Annotated in this window: 15 protein-coding genes and 4 pseudogenes; 14 read left to right on the forward strand and 5 right to left on the reverse strand. The window is 50.0% G+C overall.

Features of this window, described 5'->3' with window-relative positions; translation table 11 throughout:
* Positions 1-5 precede the first annotated feature (5 nt).
* From ssuD to ssuE, 3 genes and pseudogenes are all read right to left on the reverse strand, one after another.
* A pseudogene (gene ssuD / locus BFF42_RS09370) lies at positions 6-1,151 on the reverse strand (FMNH2-dependent alkanesulfonate monooxygenase).
* The gene (ssuA, locus tag BFF42_RS09375; RefSeq protein WP_001244336.1) at positions 1,148-2,107 is read right to left on the reverse strand and encodes an aliphatic sulfonate ABC transporter substrate-binding protein SsuA; all 960 of its coding nucleotides are present in this window, start codon (positions 2,105-2,107) and stop codon (positions 1,148-1,150) included. Before ssuA ends, ssuD begins: the two are co-directional and overlap by 4 nt.
* Positions 2,100-2,675, reverse strand: coding sequence for an NADPH-dependent FMN reductase (gene ssuE / locus BFF42_RS09380; RefSeq protein WP_001263933.1), 576 nt, complete (start codon positions 2,673-2,675; stop codon positions 2,100-2,102). The genes ssuA and ssuE overlap by 8 nt, the downstream gene beginning before the upstream one ends.
* A 355-nt stretch (positions 2,676-3,030) precedes the next feature.
* Here ssuE and BFF42_RS09385 point away from each other — a divergent pair, with 355 nt between their 5' ends.
* The 9 genes and pseudogenes from BFF42_RS09385 to zapC all read left to right on the forward strand — a co-directional run bounded on the left by BFF42_RS09385 (position 3,031) and on the right by zapC (position 11,666).
* Positions 3,031-3,573: a fimbrial protein gene (locus BFF42_RS09385; RefSeq protein ID WP_000750284.1), complete on the forward strand. Its 543-nt coding sequence runs from the start codon at positions 3,031-3,033 to the stop codon at positions 3,571-3,573.
* 82 nt (positions 3,574-3,655) lie between these two features.
* A pseudogene (locus tag BFF42_RS09390) lies at positions 3,656-4,364 on the forward strand (fimbrial biogenesis chaperone).
* A 24-nt stretch (positions 4,365-4,388) separates the two neighbouring features.
* Positions 4,389-6,988, forward strand: a pseudogene (locus BFF42_RS09395) (fimbrial biogenesis usher protein).
* Positions 6,979-8,049: a fimbrial protein gene (locus tag BFF42_RS09400; protein WP_001165655.1), complete on the forward strand. Its 1,071-nt coding sequence runs from the start codon at positions 6,979-6,981 to the stop codon at positions 8,047-8,049. Before BFF42_RS09395 ends, BFF42_RS09400 begins: the two are co-directional and overlap by 10 nt.
* Positions 8,050-8,060: 11 nt before the next feature.
* Positions 8,061-8,603, forward strand: a complete 543-nt coding sequence (locus tag BFF42_RS09405; protein ID WP_000730614.1) for a fimbrial protein — start codon at positions 8,061-8,063, stop codon at positions 8,601-8,603.
* A gap of 7 nt (positions 8,604-8,610) precedes the next feature.
* Positions 8,611-9,126 carry a fimbrial protein gene (locus BFF42_RS09410; protein WP_000919489.1) on the forward strand — a complete coding sequence of 172 codons (516 nt, stop codon included), beginning with the start codon at positions 8,611-8,613 and terminating at the stop codon, positions 9,124-9,126.
* On the forward strand, positions 9,092-9,829 hold the full coding sequence (locus BFF42_RS09415; protein ID WP_165850217.1) for a fimbrial chaperone: 738 nt from the start codon (positions 9,092-9,094) through the stop codon (positions 9,827-9,829). The genes BFF42_RS09410 and BFF42_RS09415 overlap by 35 nt, the downstream gene beginning before the upstream one ends.
* A gap of 110 nt (positions 9,830-9,939) precedes the next feature.
* Positions 9,940-10,950 (forward strand): quinone-dependent dihydroorotate dehydrogenase, encoded by a 1,011-nt coding sequence (gene pyrD, locus BFF42_RS09420; RefSeq protein ID WP_001295352.1) that lies wholly within the window; start codon positions 9,940-9,942, stop codon positions 10,948-10,950.
* A gap of 173 nt (positions 10,951-11,123) precedes the next feature.
* Complete coding sequence (gene zapC / locus BFF42_RS09425; RefSeq protein ID WP_001295353.1) at positions 11,124-11,666, forward strand: cell division protein ZapC; 543 nt, start codon at positions 11,124-11,126, stop codon at positions 11,664-11,666.
* On the opposite strand, the gene ycbX is transcribed toward zapC, so the two are convergent.
* Positions 11,663-12,772: a 6-N-hydroxylaminopurine resistance protein YcbX gene (gene ycbX / locus BFF42_RS09430; RefSeq protein WP_000224267.1), complete on the reverse strand. Its 1,110-nt coding sequence runs from the start codon at positions 12,770-12,772 to the stop codon at positions 11,663-11,665. The two genes, zapC and ycbX, sit on opposite strands and share 4 nt — an antisense overlap.
* A gap of 243 nt (positions 12,773-13,015) precedes the next feature.
* Here ycbX and rlmKL point away from each other — a divergent pair, with 243 nt between their 5' ends.
* The 5 genes and pseudogenes from rlmKL (at position 13,016) to pqiC (ending at position 20,630) form a co-directional block, all read left to right on the forward strand.
* On the forward strand, positions 13,016-15,124 hold the full coding sequence (gene rlmKL / locus BFF42_RS09435; protein WP_001086505.1) for a bifunctional 23S rRNA (guanine(2069)-N(7))-methyltransferase RlmK/23S rRNA (guanine(2445)-N(2))-methyltransferase RlmL: 2,109 nt from the start codon (positions 13,016-13,018) through the stop codon (positions 15,122-15,124).
* Between the two features lie 11 nt (positions 15,125-15,135).
* Positions 15,136-17,043, forward strand: a complete 1,908-nt coding sequence (locus BFF42_RS09440; RefSeq protein ID WP_000053095.1) for an ABC transporter ATP-binding protein — start codon at positions 15,136-15,138, stop codon at positions 17,041-17,043.
* 129 nt (positions 17,044-17,172) lie between these two features.
* Complete coding sequence (pqiA, locus tag BFF42_RS09445) at positions 17,173-18,426, forward strand: membrane integrity-associated transporter subunit PqiA (RefSeq protein ID WP_000333187.1); 1,254 nt, start codon at positions 17,173-17,175, stop codon at positions 18,424-18,426.
* A gap of 4 nt (positions 18,427-18,430) precedes the next feature.
* Positions 18,431-20,071 carry an intermembrane transport protein PqiB gene (pqiB, locus tag BFF42_RS09450; protein WP_000445544.1) on the forward strand — a complete coding sequence of 547 codons (1,641 nt, stop codon included), beginning with the start codon at positions 18,431-18,433 and terminating at the stop codon, positions 20,069-20,071.
* Positions 20,068-20,630, forward strand: a pseudogene (pqiC, locus tag BFF42_RS09455) (membrane integrity-associated transporter subunit PqiC). The gene pqiB and the pseudogene pqiC overlap by 4 nt, the downstream one beginning before the upstream one ends.
* Positions 20,631-20,765: 135 nt before the next feature.
* Here the strand turns inward: pqiC and BFF42_RS09460 are convergent.
* Positions 20,766-21,156 (reverse strand): IS66 family transposase (locus tag BFF42_RS09460; RefSeq protein ID WP_000607730.1); only part of this gene is annotated, 391 nt, incomplete at its 5' end.

Below are 21,156 nucleotides of genomic sequence, written 5' to 3' on the forward strand. Positions count from 1 at the left end.
CTTCCTTAGCTTTGCGCGACTTTACGGGGGATAAAATCATTCGCCACCGCTTCGCCTTGCGGATTCAGCGGCTGCGGCTGGGGAATTTCCGGAATGGCGACATCCAGATGTGGGAACAGCAACTCGCCGACCCGATACGCTTCTTCCAGATGCGGATAGCCCGAAAGCACAAAGCTGTCGATGCCAAGCGCGGCGTATTCGTTGATTCGCGCAGCGACCGTAGGACCATCGCCCACCAGCGCCGTTCCGGCACCGCCGCGCACTAAGCCAACGCCCGCCCATAAATTGGGGCTGATCTCCAGATTGTCGCGCTTGCCGTTATGTAACGCCGCCATTCGCTGTTGTCCTACGGAATCCGTCCGGGCGAATGCGGCCTGTGCTTTGGCGATAGTTTCATCATCAAGATGCGAGATTAACCGCTCGGCGGCCTGCCACGCTTCGTCGTTAGTTTCACGAACAATCACATGCAGACGAATACCGAAACGAATTTTGCGTCCATGCGCGGCAGCTTTCGCCCGCACTTGTTCGATCTTCTCTTTTACTAGTTCTGGCGGTTCGCCCCAGGTGAGGTAGAGATCAACTTGTTCTGCCGCCAGCTCCTGGGCGACGTCTGACGATCCGCCAAAGTAAAGCGGAGGATAAGGCTGTTGAATCGGCGGGAAGAGCAGTTTTGCTCCGCGCACATGAATATGTTTACCGTTGAAATTGACGGTTTCCCCCAGCAATAAGCGCCGCCAGACCTAGGTAAATTCCGCCGAGGCTTCGTAGCGCTCGCTATGATCAAGGAACACGCCGTCGCCTGCCAGCTCTTGTGGATCGCTGCCTGTGACCAGATTAAACAACGCACGACCATTTGAGAGACGGTCAAGCGTGGCGGCCTGGCGAGCGGCAACGGTAGGTGAGGTTACGCTGGGGCGCAGGGCGACAAGAAACTTCAGCCGCTGCGTCACCGGGATCATCGACGCCGCCACCAGCCACGCATCTTCACACGATCGCCCCGTTGGGATCAGCACACCGGTATAGCCCAGACGATCCGCCGCTTGCGCAATTTGTTGCAGATAACCGTGATCAACCGGGCGTGAACCTTCTTCCGTTCCCAGATAGTGCCCGTCACCGTGGGTCGGTAAAAACCAGAACATATTCAGACTCATAATTGTTTTCCTTCCAGTTGAGTGGGCTGCCAGATGCGCTGGCGAATATCGACTTTTTTCGGCACCAGACGATTTTCATAAAACAGATCTGCCGTTTGCTGCTGTAAGGCGGCAACCTCGGCGTTAACCGGTTTGATGGTGGTAGGAGGGCGATGATCTAAGTAAGAGGCAATCACCGGTGCCGGTAAGCCCATCGTTTTTGCCAGTAAAGCGATGCTTTGCTCGCGCTGGCTGCGGGTTAACGCATCGGCCTCACTAAAGGTTGCCAGTACGCCCTGAATAAAAGCGCCGTTTTTTTCTGCATAGGGACGAGCTGCCAGATAAAACGATCCAGTTTGATTGAGATCGGTGCCGTCTTTCAGCACCCGCACGCCGCCCTGTAATAATGCAGCAGAGTAGTAGGGATCCCAGATAGCCCAGGCGTCAACGTTACCTTGCTGGAACGCGGCGCGGGCATCAGCGGGCGTTAGGTAAGTGGGTTGGATATCGGTAAACTTAAGTCCGGCCTGACGCAGTGCACGCAGTAAAAGGTTGTGTGAACTGGAACCTTTCTGAAAGGCAACTTTGTGACCTTTAAGATCGGCTACGGTTTTGATCGGGCTGTTTTCTGCCACCAGAATCACTTCGGCTTTGGGCTTCGGTGGCTCGACGCTCACATATACCAAATCAGCCCCGGCAGCCTGGGCAAAGATTGGCGGAATATCCCCGGTACTGCCGAGATCAATACTGCCAACGTTTAAGGCTTCCAACATTTGCGGACCCGCGGGGAACTCCACCCAGGAGATTTTTGATTGCGGATAGCGTTTTTCCAGTAACTGGTGGCTTTTTGCCAGTACCATACCAATACTGCCTTTCTGATAGCCTATACATAACGCTTCAGGCGAGGATTCTGCAGCAACCGCAATCGTAGAGACGCTAAGCAATCCCACCAGCGCCAGTTTAATGATGTTACGCATGGGCATTACCTCGCAGAGACAGAAGGTCAGGAACCTGAACATCGCGGCGGTGCAATGCCTGCCAGAAAGTTTCTAGCGCGGTATCAAGACGGGTTTGCAGATTTGGCGTGAACTGGGGTCTGTGATGGTAATCAATTACTTGTGAGTCATCGGCAAACACGCCGTGCAGGATCTCCTGAGCTTTCAGTGCGCTTAAAACTGGTTTAAGGGCATAATCGACCGCCAGCAGATGGGCCACGGTACCGCCCGTCGCCAGCGGTAGCACCACTTTGCCTTGCAAAGCGCGCTCTGGCAGCAGGTCGAGCAGGGTTTTCAGCGCGCCGGAATAGGCGGCTTTATACACAGGTGTAGCGACTATCAGTCCATCAGCCTGTTGCAGCTGTTCGGTGAAGGTCTTGAGTGCCGGACTATCGAAACGAGCATAAAGCAGATCTTCCGGGGCGAAGTTTTGCAGATTCCAGTGATAAACCTCTACATCCAGTCCATTTAGTTTTTCCCGCGCATATTCCAGCAAGGAGCTGGAGCGAGAAGGAAAGCGAGGACTACCCGCCAGGGTGATGACACGCATACTCTCTCCTTATAACCAATTGTTCTTTTTTTGTTAACATTGATAACAATTCGGTCAGTCTGTCGGAGAGACAAGAAAATGCCAAATATAAATTTTGTGTATCTTTTTCTGAAAATAAACTAAAGAAAGGGCTTTATATATCACGCATATTTATTTGTTGGATAGTCATTAGATGTTGAATCAATGAATTACTCGTTCAGTTAATATTTAAATATTCATGAAATCTATAAATTAAAGATTTGTCACTTATTGGATTTAGTATGCTTGATTTAAATGGCGGTCAATTATTGTTATTATTAAGTCTAATGTCATTTAAAGGCATTATCATATTTACGAAGAGATCAGGATGATGACGATGAAAAAAAGTGTATTGACGGCGTTTATAACTGTGGTATGTGCAACGTCCAGCGTTATGGCAGCTGATGATAATGCTATCACGGATGGCAAAGTAACATTTAATGGTAAAGTTATTGCTCCAGCTTGTACCCTGGTAGCTGCGACGAAAGATTCAGTAGTCACATTGCCAAATGTCAGCGCCACCAAGTTGCAAACTAATGGAGCAGTCTCTGGCGTTAAAACTGATGTACCAATTGCCTTAGAAGGCTGTGATGTTACTGTAACTAAAAATGCGACGTTTACCTTTAGTGGTACGGCTGACGGCGTGCAACCTACAGCATTTGCCAACCAGGCTACCACCGATGCAGCGACGAATGTTGCTCTACAAATGTATCTGCCAGATGGTTCTACATCGGTAACTCCCGGTACCGAAACGTCGAATATTCAGTTAGCGGATTCTGCTGAGCAAACAGTGACCTTTAAAGTTGATTATATCGCTACGGGGAAAGCGACTTCTGGTAATGTGAATGCGGTAACAAATTTCCATATTAACTATTATTAATAGAACTCATTAATTGTTTTATTAATTAGTACCCCTCTAGTCTTCTGGAGGGGATATTCATATTTTTTAAGAGTGACTATTTATGAAAACTTGCATAACAAAGGGAATTGTGACCGTAAGTTTAACGGCAATATTACTCAGCTGCTCATCCGCATGGGCGGCAGGTAAAGGCGGGATTGGACTTGCAGCAACACGTCTTGTTTATTCAGAAGGTGAAGAGCAAATTTCACTGGGTGTACGTAACACCAGTCCGGATGTTCCTTATCTTATTCAGTCATGGGTGATGACCCCAGATAATAAAAAATCAGCAGATTTTATTATTACACCACCGCTATTTGTGCTGAATCCGGCTAATGAGAATCTGTTACGCATTATGTACATTGGTGCGCCGTTGGCGAAAGACAGAGAAACCCTTTTCTTCACTAGCGTACGGGCAGTCCCTTCAACAACGAAGCGGGAAGCGGGAAGAGGGAAATACCCTGAAGATTGCCACACAAAGCGTCATCAAACTTTTCTGGCGACCAAAAGGTTTAGCGTATCCCTTAGGCGAGGCTCCGGCGAAACTGCGTTGCACTTCGTCAGCTGACATGGTTACGGTCAGTAACCCAACACCTTATTTCATTACCCTGACAGACCTGAAAATAGGTGGAAAAGTAGTTAAAAATAAAATGATTTCCCCCTTTGATAAATACCAATTTTCTCTGCCAAAGGGGGCCAAAAATAGCAGCGTAACGTGTCGAACCATCAATGACTACGGGGCGGAAACGCCGCAACTCAACTGTAAATCGTAAGCCGTCTTCAGTTAAGAGAGCGAGATGTATAGAACTCATCGACAACACAGCCTGTTAAGCTCTGGTGGAGTGCCATCGTTTATTGGGGGGCTGGTGGTGTTTGTGTCGGCAGCGTTCAATGCACAAGCTGAAACCTGGTTCGATCCTGCTTTTTTCAAAGATGATCCCTCAATGGTGGCCGATTTGTCTCGTTTCGAAAAAGGACAAAAAATAACGCCAGGGGTTTATCGTGTCGATATTGTTCTGAATCAGACAATTGTAGATACGCGCAACGTCAATTTTGTTGAGATAACGCCAGAGAAGGGGATTGCCGCCTGTTTGACGACTGAAAGCCTGGATGCAATGGGTGTTAATACTGATGCGTTTCCGGCTTTTAAACAACTGGACAAACAAGCGTGTGTGCCATTGGCGGAGATTATTCCGGATGCCAGCGTAACGTTTAATGTGAATAAACTCCGTCTGGAAATTTCAGTACCGCAAATCGCCATCAAAAGTAATGCCCGTGGTTATGTCCCCCCTGAACGTTGGGATGAAGGGATCAACGCGCTATTACTGGGATATTCGTTTAGCGGGGCTAACAGTATTCATAGCAGCGCAGACAGTGATTCTGGCGACAGCTATTTTCTGAATTTAAACAGTGGCGTTAATTTAGGCCCATGGAGATTGCGCAACAATTCAACATGGAGTCGCAGTAGTGGCCAAACCGCAGAATGGAAGAATCTCAGCAGCTATTTGCAGCGGGCGGTTATTCCACTAAAAGGCGAACTGACCGTAGGTGATGATTATACTGCAGGCGATTTTTTCGATAGTGTCAGCTTTCGTGGTGTGCAGCTGGCGTCAGATGACAACATGCTGCCAGACAGCCTGAAAGGGTTTGCGCCTGTGGTGCGTGGTATCGCCAAAAGCAATGCCCAGATAACGATTAAGCAAAATGGTTACACCATTTACCAAACTTATGTATCGCCTGGTGCTTTTGAAATTAGTGATCTCTATTCCACGTCGTCGAGCGGTGATTTGTTAGTTGAAATCAAAGAAGCGGACGGCAGCGTCAATAGCTACAGCGTACCGTTTTCCAGCGTGCCATTACTCCAGCGTCAGGGGCGAATCAAATACGCGGTGACACTGGCGAAATACAGAACCAATAGTAATGAACAGCAGGAGAGCAAATTTGCCCAGGCCACGTTGCAGTGGGGCGGACCGTGGGGAACGACATGGTATGGTGGTGGACAATATGCTGAATATTACCGTGCCGCCATGTTTGGTCTGGGATTTAACCTTGGCGATTTCGGAGCAATTTCGTTCGATGCGACCCAGGCGAAGAGTACGCTGGCAGACCAAAGCGAACATAAAGGTCAGTCATATCGTTTTCTGTATGCCAAAACGCTCAACCAATTGGGCACTAATTTTCAACTGATGGGCTATCGCTATTCGACGTCGGGTTTCTACACCCTTTCCGACACCATGTATAAACATATGGATGGCTACGAATTTAATGACGGTGATGATGAAGATACGCCGATGTGGTCGCGTTATTACAATTTGTTTTACACCAAACGTGGCAAACTGCAGGTCAATATCTCCCAGCAATTAGGCGATTACGGTTCGTTTTATTTAAGTGGTAGCCAGCAAACTTACTGGCATACCGATCAACAGGATCGGCTATTACAGTTTGGCTACAACACGCAAATTAAAGATCTCTCGCTGGGGGTTTCCTGGAACTACAGTAAGTCCCGTGGTCAACCTGATGCTGATCAGGTGTTTGCACTAAATTTTTCCCTGCCGCTCAATCTGTTGCTCCCCAGAAGTAATGATAGCTATACCAGGAAAAAAATTACGCCTGGATGACCTCTAACACCAGTATCGATAACGAAGGGCACATTACACAAAACCTGGGTTTAACGGAGACACTACTCGATGACGGTAACCTGAGCTACAGCGTGCAACAGGGATATAACAGCGAGGGGAAAACGGCTAATGGTAGCGCCAGCATGGACTACAAAGGGGCGTTTGCAGATGCCCGAGTGGGCTACAACTACAGCGATAACGGCAGTCAACAACAACTGAACTACGCTCTTTCAGGCAGTTTAGTTGCCCATTCACAGGGCATTACCCTGGGGCAATCGCTGGGGGAAACTAACGTGCTGATTGCAGCACCAAGCGCAGAGAATACTCGTGTGGCGAACAGCACCGGGCTGAAAACTGACTGGCGCGGATATACCGTTGTCCCCTATGCCACTTCTTATCGGGAAAATCGAATCGCACTTGATGCGGCATCGTTAAAACGTAACGTGGATCTTGAAAATGCAGTAGTCAACGTGGTTCCCACCAAAGGGGCGTTGGTTCTGGCGGAGTTCAATGCCCATGCGGGAGCAAGGGTATTAATGAAAACATCAAAGCAGGGTATACCGCTGCGTTTTGGCGCGATAGCGACGCTGGACGGCATACAGACTAATAGCGGCATTATTGATGATGATGGCTCGCTCTATATGTCCGGTTTGCCCGCTCAGGGAGCGATAACTGTACGCTGGGGCGAAGCTCCCGATCAAATTTGTCATATCAGTTACCAGCTTACCGAACAACAAATTAACTCTGCGATTACGCGAATGGATGCCATATGCAGATAATCTTTGGAGAAAAATGCGTGTTATTACTACGACTATTTTTTGCCGCCGTCTTAATGCTATGGTGCGCTCAAACTGCTGCTTATAGCGGGCAGTGTCATACCACTCAGGGGAATCCGTATATTGGCGTCAATTTTGGCGTTAAAACCCTGGAGGAAGAAGAAAATACGGCTGGAGTAGTTAAAGACAAATTTTATCAGTGGAACGAATCGAATGATTATTATGTTTCCTGTGATTGCGATAAAGACAATGTCAGAAGTGGCCGATGGGCATTCGCCGCGGATTCACCGTTAGTCTATTTAGGCGACAACTGGTACAAAATTAATGACTATCTTGCCGCCAAAGTTTTATTGCAGGTTAAAGGCAGTTCTCCTACTGCGGTTCCTTTCGAAAACGTGGGCACAGGGGCAGATACACGATGGCATATTTGCGATCCCGGCGGTCAACGTTTAGGTGGCCAGGGGGCTAGCGGTAATAGCGGTAGCTTTTCCCTGAAAATATTGCAGCCGTTCGTTGGTTCGGTCGTCATTCCTCCTATGGCGCTGGCGCGATTATTTGAATGCTACAACATACCCGCAGGTGATTCCTGCACGACTACAGGTACACCGGTTTTAGTGTATTACCTGTCTGGTACTATCAATTCACTTGGCTCATGTTCCGTCAATGCCGGAGAAACAATCGAGGTCGATCTGGGCGACGTATTTGCGGCTAACTTTCGTGTTGTAGGGCATAAGCCTCTTGGGGCCAGAACGGCAGAACTTGCAATTCCAGTCAGGTGTAACACGGGAAACGCGGGGTTAGTTAACGTCAACCTGAGTCTGACGGCAACTACAGACCCCAGCTATCCCCAGGCGATTAAGACGTCACGTCCTGGCGTGGGCGTGGTGGTGACCGATAGCCAGAACAACATTATTTCCCCTGCTGGTGGAACATTACCGCTCTCTATTCCTGATGATGCAGACAGTATCGCGCGAATGAATGTCTATCCAGTCAGCACGACAGGTGTACCACCAGAAACCGGGCGATTTGAAGCCACGGCAACGGTGAGAATAAATTTTGATTAACGCGTGAACGTATGAAGAAAAAAACGATATTTCAGTGCGTTATCTTGTTCTTTAGCATTCTTAACATCCATGTCGGGATGGCTGGGCCTGAACAAGTTAGTATGCATATTTATGGGAATGTGGTCGATCAGGGCTGTGATGTCGCCACCAAAAGTGCATTACAAAATATTCATATTGGTGATTTTAATATCAGTGATTTTCAGGCTGCGAATACCGTAAGCACTGCTGCTGATTTGAATATCGATATCACCGGTTGTGCCGCTGGTATTACTGGCGCGGACGTCCTTTTTAGCGGCGAGGCTGACACCCTTGCGCCGACACTGCTCAAACTAACTGACACAGGCGGAAGCGGTGGTATGGCAACGGGGATTGCCGTGCAAATTCTTGATGCGCAAAGTCAGCAAGAAATCCCGCTCAATCAGGTCCAGCCTCTTACGCCCTTAAAAGCCGGGGATAACACACTCAAATATCAACTTCGTTATAAGTCCACAAAGGCGGGAGCAACGGGCGGTAATGCGACGGCGGTTCTCTATTTTGATCTGGTTTACCAGTGAAGGAGTGATGTTGAAACGGATAATCTGGATTCTGTTCTTACTGGGATTAACGGGGGGCTGTGAGCTATTTGCCCATGATGGCACGGTCAACATTAGCGGATCGTTTCGCCGTAATACATGCGTGCTGGCACAGGATAGCAAGCAAATCAATGTGCAGTTAGGCGATGTCTCGCTGACACGTTTTTTTCATGGGAATTATGGCCCGGAGAAATCTTTCATCATTAATTTGCAGGATTGCGGAACAGATGTCAGCACGGTTGACGTCACCTTTTCAGGAACCCCCGACGGAGTGCAGAGCGAAATGCTGTCCATTGAAAGTGGTACGGATGCAGCCAGTGGGCTGGCAATTGCGATTCTGGATGATGCGAAGATATTGATTCCGCTTAACCAGGCGAGTAAAGACTACAGCCTACATAGCGGTAAGGTGCCATTAACTTTTTATGCGCAATTGCGACCTGTCAATAGCGATGTGCAGTCGGGTAAAGTGAATGCCAGCGCGACATTTGTACTTCATTATGACTAATACGTGGAACAGATTGGCGCTCTTGATTTTCGCCGTTTTATCGCTGCTGGTGGCGGGTGAATTGCGGGCAGGAGTGGTGGTCGGCGGAACGCGATTTATCTTTCCGGCAGACAGAGAATCGATATCTATTTTACTGACTAATACCAGTCAGGAATCCTGGCTGATTAACAGTAAAATCAACCGCCCAACGCGTTGGGCCGGGGGGGACGCGTCGACAGTGCCAGCACCATTACTGGCCGCTCCGCCACTTATTCTCCTGAAGCCCGGTACTACAGGCACGTTGCGCTTGCTGAGAACGGAAAGCGACATCTTGCCTGTGGATCGCGAAACGCTATTTGAGTTAAGCATTGCCAGCGTGCCATCCGGCAAAGTTGAAAATCAGAGCGTAAAAGTGGCGATGCGCTCGGTATTTAAACTGTTCTGGCGACCCGAAGGTTTGCCGGGCGACCCGCTGGAAGCTTATCAACAATTACGCTGGACACGGAATTCGCAGGGTGTACAACTCACTAACCCAACGCCTTACTACATTAACCTGATTCAGGTGAGCGTAAATGGTAAAGCGTTAAGTAATGCGGGAGTTGTGCCGCCTAAAAGCCAGCGTCAGACAAGCTGGTGTCAGGCAATCGCACCGTGTCATGTCGCCTGGCGGGCGATAAATGATTACGACGGGTTGAGTGCAAAGAAGGAGCAAAATCTGCCCTGAAACAGGTTCGGAAAACGTTTGCGTTTTTTTTGCCGCAGGTCAATTCCCTTTTGGTCCGAACTCGCACATAATACGCCCCCGGTTTGCACACCGGGAATCCAGGAGAGTTCATGTACTACCCCTTCGTTCGTAAAGCCCTTTTCCAGCTCGATCCAGAGCGCGCTCATGAGTTTACTTTTCAGCAATTACGCCGTATTACAGGAACGCCGTTTGAAGCACTGGTGCGGCAGAAAGTGCCTGCGAAACCTGTTAACTGCATGGGCCTGACGTTTAAAAATCCGCTTGGTCTGGCAGCCGGTCTTGATAAAGACGGGGAGTGCATTGACGCGTTAGGCGCGATGGGATTTGGATCGATCGAGATCGGTACCGTCACGCCACGTCCACAGCCAGGTAATGACAAGCCGCGTCTCTTTCGTCTGGTAGATGCCGAAGGTTTGATCAACCGTATGGGCTTTAATAATCTTGGCGTTGATAACCTCGTAGAGAACGTAAAAAAGGCCCATTATGACGGCGTCCTGGGTATTAACATCGGCAAAAATAAAGATACGCCAGTGGAGCAGGGCAAAGATGACTATCTGATTTGTATGGAAAAAATCTATGCCTATGCGGGATATATCGCCATCAATATTTCATCGCCGAATACCCCAGGATTACGCACGCTGCAATATGGTGAAGCGCTGGATGATCTCTTAACCGCGATTAAAAATAAGCAAAATGATTTGCAAGCGATGCACCATAAATATGTGCCGATCGCAGTGAAGATCGCGCCGGATCTTTCTGAAGAAGAATTGATCCAGGTTGCCGATAGTTTAGTTCGCCATAATATTGATGGCGTTATTGCAACCAATACCACACTCGATCGTTCTCTTGTTCAGGGAATGAAAAATTGCGATCAAACCGGTGGCTTAAGTGGTCGTCCGCTTCAGTTAAAAAGCACCGAAATTATTCGCCGCTTGTCACTGGAATTAAACGGTCGCTTACCGATCATCGGTGTTGGCGGCATCGACTCGGTTATCGCTGCGCGTGAAAAGATTGCTGCGGGTGCCTCACTGGTGCAAATTTATTCTGGTTTTATTTTTAAAGGTCCGCCGCTGATTAAAGAAATCGTTACCCATATCTAATTATTTCTTCGAATTCCTCTTTATAAGATAATCAGGGCTTTATTTTCAGCCCTGGTTGTTTTATATTCATCGCTGTTGCTTATTTAGACATTTTGTACTTTTATTGTTGAGGTTATTAAGCGAAGCGACAATGGATTGTGTTGCTGCGGTTTTATAGGGTAGGGGAGAGGCAGATGCGAATTAAACCAGACGATAACTGGCGTTGGTATTACGATGAAGAGCACGATCGAATGATGCTCGATTTAGCCAATGGTATGCTGTTTCGCTCACGTTTTGCGCGCAAGATGTTGACTCCAGATGCCTTTTCTCCCGCAGGCTTTTGCGTTGACGACGCCGCGCTCTATTTCTCTTTTGAAGAAAAGTGCCGCGATTTTAATTTATCTAAAGAACAAAAAGCCGAACTGGTGCTGAATGCACTGGTAGCAATTCGCTATCTCAAACCGCAAATGCCGAAAAGCTGGCATTTTGTTTCCCATGGTGAAATGTGGGTGCCCATGCCGGGCGATGCGGCCTGCGTTTGGTTGAGCGATACTCACGAGCAGGTCAATTTGCTGGTCGTTGAATCTGGCGAAAATGCCGCACTATGCCTGCTGGCACAACCCTGCGTTGTTATTGCGGGTCGCGCGATGCAGTTGGGCGACGCCATTAAAATCATGAACGACAGGCTGAAACCGCAGGTTAATGTTGACAGCTTCAGCCTCGAACAGGCAGTCTAACGCGCCAACTTAAGTGCAGTCTTCGGTACACAGCTACAGCAAAGAATGGTGCCATCATCGCCCATTGCTGATTTTTTCAGCGGCGAGACTTCGCCTTCTAAAATCTGAACACGGCAACTTCCACAAATGCCCGCGCGGCAAGAATAAGGGATACGAATTCCCTGATTTTCTAATTGCTCCAGCAACACCTGTTGGTTATTTCCACGAAATGCCTGTCCCTGCCAGTCAATATCTACATTTGCGTCCGGTTGTTGCGTGATGTTGGCGGTATCATCAGCGGCAGCTGCGCCGTAAATTTTTGCCGGAGCCGTTGCCAGAATTTCCACCTCATCGCCAACGCGAATCACGCCGCTATTACGGGCAATTAAATTCTGACCAAAATCGACATCGCCGTTATCCTGGGCAGTGCGGAAAGATTGCAATGTTTTTAATGGTTCGCCTGCCGGATGTTTTTGCCCTTTTTCTGGGCTGACGGTGGTGAAAATACAGCGGCTACAAGGTTTAACCACATCAAACACCACATCACCAATGCGAATCACTTTCCAGCGATCTTCTTCCCAGGCTGACGCGCCGGAAACCACCAGATTGGGGCGGAATTGCTCCATTTTTACACTGGCCGGACAACGTTGTTGGAGATCACGTAACGAGGCTTCGTTAGCAAGAAGGTAAGGATAGCCATCAGCAAATGACAGAGGTACAGTGTTGTGGCGTTTCACGCGCCGGGTCATTTGTGGCCCCACCCAGCGTAATTGCACTTCGCGGGAGAAAAATCCACTTAGCCATTTGTTGATCGCGTCTGGCGCAATTCGCGCGGTAAAATGTGTGCCCCAAACTTCGGTTGGTGCGTCTTGTGTGGCGAAATCAGCAAAACGAACATATGCGCTACTGCCATCTGGTGCGGTGAGATGCAAGCCATCATGCACAGGTGAAGGAGTAAACCGTACCATCTGGGGAAACTGGCGAGCGGTAATAAACGTACCGTCAGGTTCCGTGATCATAAAGATGCGATCGAAGGCCAGACCACTGACATCAGCCAGAGCATGTGTAAGACCAATGCCGCGCATCGATTTAACAGGATGAATAAAAAGCCGGGTTAATGTCGCCACGGTGCGGTCCTCAAATGAAAATAAGCCCTCAACTTTATGACATGACGTGCTTATTAGCTATAATGCGCAACAATTTTCTTAGCGCCTGTCCCATTAGGCTATTTTATTTGTCAGTTTGGCCCTGGGTTGTGCTCGAAATCCTCACGTACTTGTGTACGCTCCGGTTTCTCCGCGCTGTCCATGTCCAGACTGACTGCAACAATTACGCCTACTGCGGTAGGCTCTTAGAGTAAAAGTGACGATATGAATTCTCTGTTTGCCAGTACGGCCCGTGGGCTGGAAGAGCTGTTAAAAACTGAACTGGAAAACCTGGGGGCCGTTGAATGCCAGGTGGTTCAGGGTGGGGTCCATTTCAAGGGCGACACACGGCTTGTTTACCAGAGCCTGATGTGGAGCCGCCTGGCCTCGCGTATTATGTTGCCGCTGGGCGAGTGTAAGGTTTACAGCGATTTAGACCTCTATCTCGGTGTTCAGGCGATCAACTGGACAGAGATGTTTAATCCTGGCGCGACCTTCGCTGTCCACTTCAGTGGTTTGAATGACACCATCCGCAACAGTCAGTACGGCGCGATGAAAGTGAAAGACGCGATCGTCGATGCTTTCACGCGGAAAAATCTGCCGCGTCCAAATGTTGATCGCGATGCGCCGGATATCCGCGTTAACGTCTGGCTGCATAAAGAAACCGCCAGTATCGCTCTTGATCTGAGTGGTGATGGTTTACATCTGCGTGGCTATCGCGATCGTGCTGGTATTGCGCCGATCAAAGAAACCCTGGCAGCCGCTATTGTGATGCGATCCGGCTGGCAGCCTGGAACACCGCTGCTCGATCCGATGTGTGGTTCCGGTACGTTGCTGATTGAAGCGGCGATGCTGGCGACCGATCGCGCACCCGGCTTGCACCGTGGGCGTTGGGGCTTTAGCGGCTGGGCGCAGCATGATGAAGCTATCTGGCAGGAAGTGAAAGCGGAAGCGCAAACTCGCGCCCGTAAAGGCCTGGCTGAGTATAGCTCTCATTTTTACGGTTCGGACAGCGACGCACGGGTGATTCAACGTGCACGCACTAACGCCCGTCTTGCGGGGATTGCTGAACTGATCACCTTTGAGGTGAAAGATGTCGCGCAACTGACCAATCCGCTGCTGAAAGGGCCGTACGGCACAGTGTTGAGCAACCCGCCATACGGGGAACGTCTGGACAGCGAACCGGCGCTGATTGCGCTGCATAGCCTGCTGGGTCGGATCATGAAAAACCAGTTTGGTGGCTGGAATCTCTCTTTGTTTAGTGCCTCGCCGGATCTGCTAAGCTGCTTGCAGCTGCGTGCAGACAAACAGTACAAGGCGAAAAACGGCCCGCTGGACTGCGTACAGAAAAATTACCACGTTGCCGAAAGCACTCCTGACAGCAAACCGGCGATGGTAGCGGAAGACTACGCCAACCGCCTGCGTAAGAACCTCAAAAAATTCGAGAAGTGGGCTCGCCAGGAAGGAATTGAATGTTACCGCCTGTATGACGCCGATCTGCCGGAATATAACGTTGCCGTTGACCGTTATTCCGACTGGGTGGTGGTGCAGGAGTATGCACCGCCAAAAACTATTGATGCTCACAAAGCGCGTCAGCGTCTGTTCGATATTATCGCTGCAACCATTTCGGTACTGGGGATTGCGCCAAACAAACTGGTGCTGAAAACCCGTGAACGCCAGAAGGGCAAAAACCAGTACCAGAAACTGGGCGAGAAGGGCGAGTTTCTTGAAGTTACCGAATATAACGCTCACTTGTGGGTGAACCTGACGGATTATCTCGATACTGGTCTGTTCCTCGATCACCGTATCGCCCGCCGTATGCTCGGTCAGATGAGCAAAGGCAAAGATTTCCTCAACCTGTTCTCTTATACCGGTAGCGCCACCGTGCATGCGGGATTAGGCGGCGCGCGCAGCACCACCACCGTGGATATGTCGCGTACTTATCTGGAGTGGGCAGAACGCAACCTGCGTCTGAATGGCCTAACCGGGCGTGCGCATCGCCTGATTCAGGCCGATTGCCTGGCGTGGCTGCGTGAGGCAAATGAACAGTTTGATCTGATCTTTATCGATCCGCCAACCTTCTCTAACTCAAAACGAATGGAAGATGCGTTTGATGTTCAGCGCGATCATCTGGCGCTGATGAAAGATTTGAAACGTCTGCTGCGTGCAGGTGGGACGATCATGTTCTCGAACAACAAACGTGGCTTCCGTATGGATCTCGACGGCCTGGCAAAACTGGGACTGAAAGCACAAGAAATTACGCAAAAAACGCTCTCCCAGGATTTCGCCCGTAACCGCCAGATCCACAACTGCTGGCTGATTACCGCAGCCTGAAAGGAATAGTAATGTCATTAATCAGTATGCATGGCGCATGGCTGTCGTTCAGCGACGCGCCGCTTCTCGATAACGCAGAACTGCATATCGAAGATAACGAACGTGTTTGTCTGGTGGGCCGCAACGGCGCGGGCAAATCGACGTTAATGAAAATCCTCAACCGTGAACAAGGGCTGGATGACGGTCGCATTATTTACGAGCAAGATTTGATTGTAGCTCGTCTGCAACAGGATCCGCCGCGTAACGTTGAGGGTAGCGTTTATGATTTCGTTGCCGAAGGCATTGAAGAACAAGCGGAATATCTGAAACGCTATCACGATATTTCGCGCCTGGTGATGAACGACCCGAGCGAGAAAAATCTCAACGAACTGGCGAAGGTTCAGGAACAGTTGGATCACCACAACCTGTGGCAGCTGGAAAACCGCATCAACGAAGTGCTGGCGCAACTGGGGTTAGATCCTAATGTTGCGCTGTCGTCGCTTTCCGGCGGCTGGTTGCGTAAAGCGGCATTAGGACGCGCGCTGGTGAGTAATCCGCGCGTGCTGTTGCTTGATGAACCGACAAACCACCTGGATATTGAAACCATCGACTGGCTGGAAGGGTTCCTTAAAACCTTCAATGGGACGATTATTTTCATCTCCCACGACCGTTCGTTTATCCGCAATATGGCGACGCGCATTGTTGATCTCGATCGCGGCAAGCTGGTGACCTATCCAGGGAATTACGACCAGTACCTGCTTGAAAAAGAAGAAGCCCTGCGCGTGGAAGAACTACAAAATGCCGAGTTCGATCGCAAACTGGCGCAGGAAGAGGTGTGGATCCGCCAGGGGATCAAAGCACGCCGTACCCGTAATGAAGGCCGCGTACGCGCCCTGAAAGCAATGCGTCGCGAGCGTGGTGAACGTCGCGAAGTGATGGGTACCGCAAAGATGCAGGTGGAAGAGGCCAGCCGCTCCGGTAAGATCGTTTTCGAAATGGAAGACGTTTGCTACCAGGTTGACGGTAAGCAACTGGTGAAAGATTTTTCGGCCCAGGTTCTACGTGGCGACAAAATTGTCCTGATTGGTCCGAATGGGTGCGGCAAAACCACGCTGCTGAAACTGATGCTCGGTCAGCTTCAAGCGGACAGCGGGCGTATTCACGTTGGCACCAAACTGGAAGTGGCTTATTTCGATCAGCACCGCGCGGAACTGGATCCCGATAAAACGGTGATGGATAACATTGCCGAAGGTAAGCAAGAGGTGATGGTTAACGGCAAGCCACGCCACGTATTGGGCTATTTGCAGGACTTTCTGTTCCATCCGAAACGGGCGATGACGCCGGTACGTGCGCTTTCTGGCGGTGAGCGGAACCGCTTGCTGCTGGCGCGTTTGTTCCTCAAACCAAGCAACTTATTGATTCTTGACGAACCGACCAACGATCTTGATGTCGAAACGCTGGAACTGCTGGAAGAACTGATCGACAGCTATCAGGGCACGGTATTGCTGGTTAGCCACGATCGTCAGTTTGTCGATAACACCGTTACAGAATGTTGGATCTTCGAAGGCGGCGGTAAAATTGGTCGTTATGTCGGCGGTTATCATGATGCCCGTGGTCAGCAAGAGCAGTATGTGGCGCTCAAACAGCCTGCGGTGAAAAAAACCGAAGAAGCCGCCGCGGCAAAAGCAGAAACTGTAAAACGCAGCAGTAGCAAACTAAGCTATAAATTGCAGCGCGAACTGGAGCAGCTACCGCAATTGCTCGAAGATCTGGAGGCGAAGCTGGAAGCCCTACAGACGCAGGTGGCGGATGCTTCCTTCTTCAGTCAGCCACATGAGCAGACACAAAAAGTGCTCGCCGATATGGCTGCTGCAGAGCAGGAGCTGGAGCAAGCCTTTGAACGCTGGGAGTATCTTGAAGCGTTAAAAAATGGTGGCTGATCGCAAAATAGTCGATTTAAACAGAGACAGCTGACAACGGTAAAATTGCCTGATGAACTGGGTTTATCAGGCATGAAAACCAACTCTTTGTTAGTCATCTGTAAAATAGCGCATCATTAAGGAGTACCAATGTGCGAACATCATCATGCCGCGAAGCACATCCTGTGCTCGCAGTGTGACATGCTGGTGGCGTTACCGCGCCTTGAGCATGGTCAGAAAGCGGCATGTCCCCGGTGTGGCACAACGTTAACCGTGGCGTGGGATGCCCCTCGGCAGCGTCCGACCGCCTATGCGTTGGCTGCACTGTTCATGCTGTTGCTGTCCAACTTGTTTCCTTTTGTGAATATGAACGTTGCAGGAGTTACCAGTGAAATTACATTACTGGAAATTCCCGGCGTGCTTTTTTCTGAGGACTACGCCAGCCTCGGCACCTTTTTCCTGTTGTTTGTGCAACTGGTTCCCTCGTTTTGTCTGATAACCATTCTGTTACTGGTGAATCGCGCGGAATTACCGGTCCGTTTAAAAGAGCAACTGGCACGGGTGCTTTTTCAACTCAAAACCTGGGGAATGGCGGAGATTTTCCTCGCGGGTGTGCTGGTCAGTTTCGTTAAACTGATGGCTTACGGCAGCATTGGGGTAGGCAGCAGCTTTCTCCCCTGGTGTTTATTTTGTGTCCTGCAACTGCGCGCTTTTCAGTGCGTTGATCGTCGCTGGTTATGGGACGACATCGCCCCGATGCCAGAACTGCGCCAGCCGCTAAAACCAGGCGTCACGGGGATACGTCAGGGGCTGCGTTCGTGCTCCTGTTGTACGGCAATCCTTCCTGCTGATGAACCCGTGTGCCCGCGTTGTAGTACCAAAGGGTACGTTCGGCGTAGAAACAGCCTGCAGTGGACACTCGCGCTGCTTGTAACGTCCATCATGCTGTATCTTCCGGCTAATATTTTGCCCATCATGGTGACGGATTTATTAGGCTCGAAGATGCCGTCGACGATTCTCGCTGGGGTCATTCTGTTATGGAGCGAAGGCTCTTATCCCGTCGCTGCGGTGATCTTTCTGGCCAGTATTATGGTGCCAACGTTAAAGATGATCGCCATCGCGTGGCTGTGTTGGGATGCCAAAGGGCATGGCAAGCGCGACAGTGAAAGAATGCATTTGATTTATGAAGTTGTTGAGTTTGTAGGCCGCTGGTCGATGATTGACGTTTTCGTTATCGCGGTGCTCTCGGCGCTGGTGCGTATGGGAGGTTTAATGAGTATTTATCCGGCAATGGGTGCATTAATGTTTGCTTTAGTCGTCATAATGACAATGTTTTCTGCTATGACGTTTGACCCGCGTTTGTCGTGGGATCGTCAACCTGAATCAGAGCATGAGGAGTCCTGACAGTATGGAATCTAATAATGGGGAAGCCAAAATCCAGAAAGTGAAGAACTGGTCTCCCGTGTGGATATTTCCTATCGTCACGGCGCTCATTGGGGCCTGGGTTCTATTTTATCATTACAGCCATCAGGGACCGGAAGTGACCCTGATCACCGCGAATGCGGAAGGAATTGAAGGTGGCAAAACCACCATTAAAAGCCGTAGCGTTGACGTCGGCGTGGTTGAAAGCGCCACACTGGCTGATGATTTGACGCACGTTGAAATCAAAGCGCGGCTGAATTCCGGTATGGAAAAATTGCTGCATAAAGACACCGTCTTTTGGGTGGTGAAACCGCAGATTGGTCGCGAAGGGATTAGCGGCCTGGGAACGCTGCTGTCTGGAGTTTATATCGAACTGCAGCCAGGCGCGAAAGGCAGCAAAATGGATAAATACGATTTGCTGGACTCGCCACCGTTGGCCCCGCCTGATGCGAAAGGTATCCGTGTGATTCTCGATAGCAAAAAAGCCGGGCAGCTCTCGCCAGGAGATCCGGTGCTGTTCCGTGGCTATCGGGTAGGTTCGGTTGAAACCAGCACCTTCGATACGCAAAAACGCAATATCAGTTATCAACTGTTCATCAATGCACCTTATGACCGACTGGTGACCAGCAATGTTCGCTTCTGGAAAGATAGTGGCATTGCGGTTGATCTGACGTCAGCGGGGATGCGTGTGGAGATGGGCTCATTGACAACGCTGCTTAGTGGCGGTGTTAGCTTTGATGTGCCGGAAGGTCTGGATTTAGGGCAGCCAGTGGCACCGAAAACAGCTTTCGTTTTGTATGATGATCAGAAGAGCATTCAGGATTCGTTGTACACCGATCACATTGATTATCTGATGTTCTTTAAAGATTCGGTACGCGGTCTGCAACCGGGAGCTCCGGTAGAATTCCGGGGTATTCGCCTGGGTACCGTAAGCAAAGTGCCATTCTTTGCGCCGAATATGCGTCAGACATTTAACGATGATTACCGTATTCCGGTACTGATTCGTATCGAGCCAGAGCGGCTGAAAATGCAGCTTGGCGAAAATACGGATGTTGTTGAGCACCTTGGCGAATTGTTGAAACGTGGTTTACGCGGATCGCTGAAAACCGGAAACCTGGTCACTGGTGCACTGTATGTTGATCTCGATTTCTATCCAAATACGCCTGCAATAACCGGTATTCGTGAATTTAATGGTTATCAGATTATCCCTACTGTTAGCGGCGGCCTGGCGCAAATCCAGCAACGACTGATGGAAGCGTTGGATAAGATCAACAAACTGCCATTGAATCCGATGATTGAACAGGCAACCAGTACGTTTTCTGAAAGTCAGCGCACAATGAAAAACCTGCAAACGACGCTGGATAGCATGAACAAGATCCTCGCTAGCCAGTCGATGCAGCAGTTGCCGACGGATATGCAGTCAACGTTGCGTGAATTGAATCGCAGCATGCAGGGCTTCCAGCCTGGCTCCGCAGCCTACAACAAGATGGTGGCGGATATGCAGCGCCTTGATCAGGTGTTGCGAGAACTGCAACCGGTGCTGAAAACGCTCAATGAGAAGAGTAACGCGCTGGTATTTGAAGCGAAGGACAAAAAAGATCCAGAGCCGAAGAGGGCGAAACAATGAAAAAGTGGCTAGTGACGATTGCAGCACTGTGGCTGGCCGGATGCAGCTCCGGCGAAATTAATAAAAACTATTACCAGTTACCTGTGGTGCAGAGCGGTACACAAAGTACCGCCAGCCAGGGCAATCGTCTGTTATGGGTAGAGCAGGTCACTGTTCCTGACTATCTGGCGGGGAATGGTGTGGTTTATCAAACCAGTGATGTGAAGTATGTGATTGCCAACAACAACTTGTGGGCCAGCCCGTTGGATCAACAGTTGCGCAACACCCTGGTTGCCAACCTGAGTACGCAACTGCCCGGCTGGGTGGTTGCTCCCAGCCTCTGGGAAGCGTCCAGGACACGCTCAATGTTACCGTAACGGAGTTTAACGGTCGCTATGATGGCAAGGTCATTGTCAGTGGTGAGTGGCTGTTGAACCACCAGGGACAACTGATCAAACGTCCGTTCCGTCTGGAAGGAGTGCAAACTCAGGATGGTTACGATGAGATGGTTAAAGTGCTGGCCGGTGTCTGGAGTCAGGAAGCCGCTTCTATTGCACAAGAGATAAAGCGTCTACCTTAATTATAAAGATTTGTAAGTATAACCGTCTCCGGTATGTTGCCTGAGGCGGTTTTTTTGTTTCTAACGTGCGGAAAAATTTGTTCCTCTTCACATTTTTTGTAAGCGTGCAGCAAGAACCGTATTGACGGGGATGTGTTATTCAGTCGGCAGTGCTACGCGCCAGGGGAGCAGTTCGCCGACCCGGTTTATCGGCCAGTCGGCTATGACGTCAAGGACATAGCGGAGGTAGCTTTCTGGCTCCACTCCGTTCAGTTTGCACGTCCCGATCAGGCTGTACAGCAGCGCTCCCCGCTCTCCTCCATGATCCGAACCGAAGAACAGGTAGTTTTTGCGGCCCAGACTGACCATCCGCAACGCATTTTCAGCGATGTTATTGTCCGCCTCAGCCCAGCCATCATCTGCATAGTACGTCAGCGCCGGCCACTGGTTCAGGGCGTATGCGAACGCTTTCGCCAGTTCTGAGTGTCGCGACAGGGTTTTCATCTTTTCACGCAGCCAGCTTTCCAGGGATTTCAGCAGCGGTTTC

The organism is Shigella sp. FC1661 (genome assembly GCF_001712525.1).
GTDB lineage: Bacteria > Pseudomonadota > Gammaproteobacteria > Enterobacterales > Enterobacteriaceae > Escherichia > Escherichia coli.

Excerpts from the sequence above, each read along its gene's own strand:
- ssuA (WP_001244336.1), bottom strand. The coding sequence starts at position 2,107 with ATGCGTAACATCATTAAACTGGCGCTGGTGGGATTGCTTAGCGTCTCT.
- ssuE (WP_001263933.1), bottom strand. The coding sequence starts at position 2,675 with ATGCGTGTCATCACCCTGGCGGGTAGTCCTCGCTTTCCTTCTCGCTCC.
- BFF42_RS09385 (WP_000750284.1), top strand. The coding sequence starts at position 3,031 with ATGAAAAAAAGTGTATTGACGGCGTTTATAACTGTGGTATGTGCAACG.
- BFF42_RS09400 (WP_001165655.1), top strand. The coding sequence starts at position 6,979 with ATGCAGATAATCTTTGGAGAAAAATGCGTGTTATTACTACGACTATTT.
- BFF42_RS09405 (WP_000730614.1), top strand. The coding sequence starts at position 8,061 with ATGAAGAAAAAAACGATATTTCAGTGCGTTATCTTGTTCTTTAGCATT.
- BFF42_RS09410 (WP_000919489.1), top strand. The coding sequence starts at position 8,611 with ATGTTGAAACGGATAATCTGGATTCTGTTCTTACTGGGATTAACGGGG.
- BFF42_RS09415 (WP_165850217.1), top strand. The coding sequence starts at position 9,092 with ATGCCAGCGCGACATTTGTACTTCATTATGACTAATACGTGGAACAGA.
- pyrD (WP_001295352.1), top strand. The coding sequence starts at position 9,940 with ATGTACTACCCCTTCGTTCGTAAAGCCCTTTTCCAGCTCGATCCAGAG.
- zapC (WP_001295353.1), top strand. The coding sequence starts at position 11,124 with ATGCGAATTAAACCAGACGATAACTGGCGTTGGTATTACGATGAAGAG.
- rlmKL (WP_001086505.1), top strand. The coding sequence starts at position 13,016 with ATGAATTCTCTGTTTGCCAGTACGGCCCGTGGGCTGGAAGAGCTGTTA.
- BFF42_RS09440 (WP_000053095.1), top strand. The coding sequence starts at position 15,136 with ATGTCATTAATCAGTATGCATGGCGCATGGCTGTCGTTCAGCGACGCG.
- pqiA (WP_000333187.1), top strand. The coding sequence starts at position 17,173 with ATGTGCGAACATCATCATGCCGCGAAGCACATCCTGTGCTCGCAGTGT.
- pqiB (WP_000445544.1), top strand. The coding sequence starts at position 18,431 with ATGGAATCTAATAATGGGGAAGCCAAAATCCAGAAAGTGAAGAACTGG.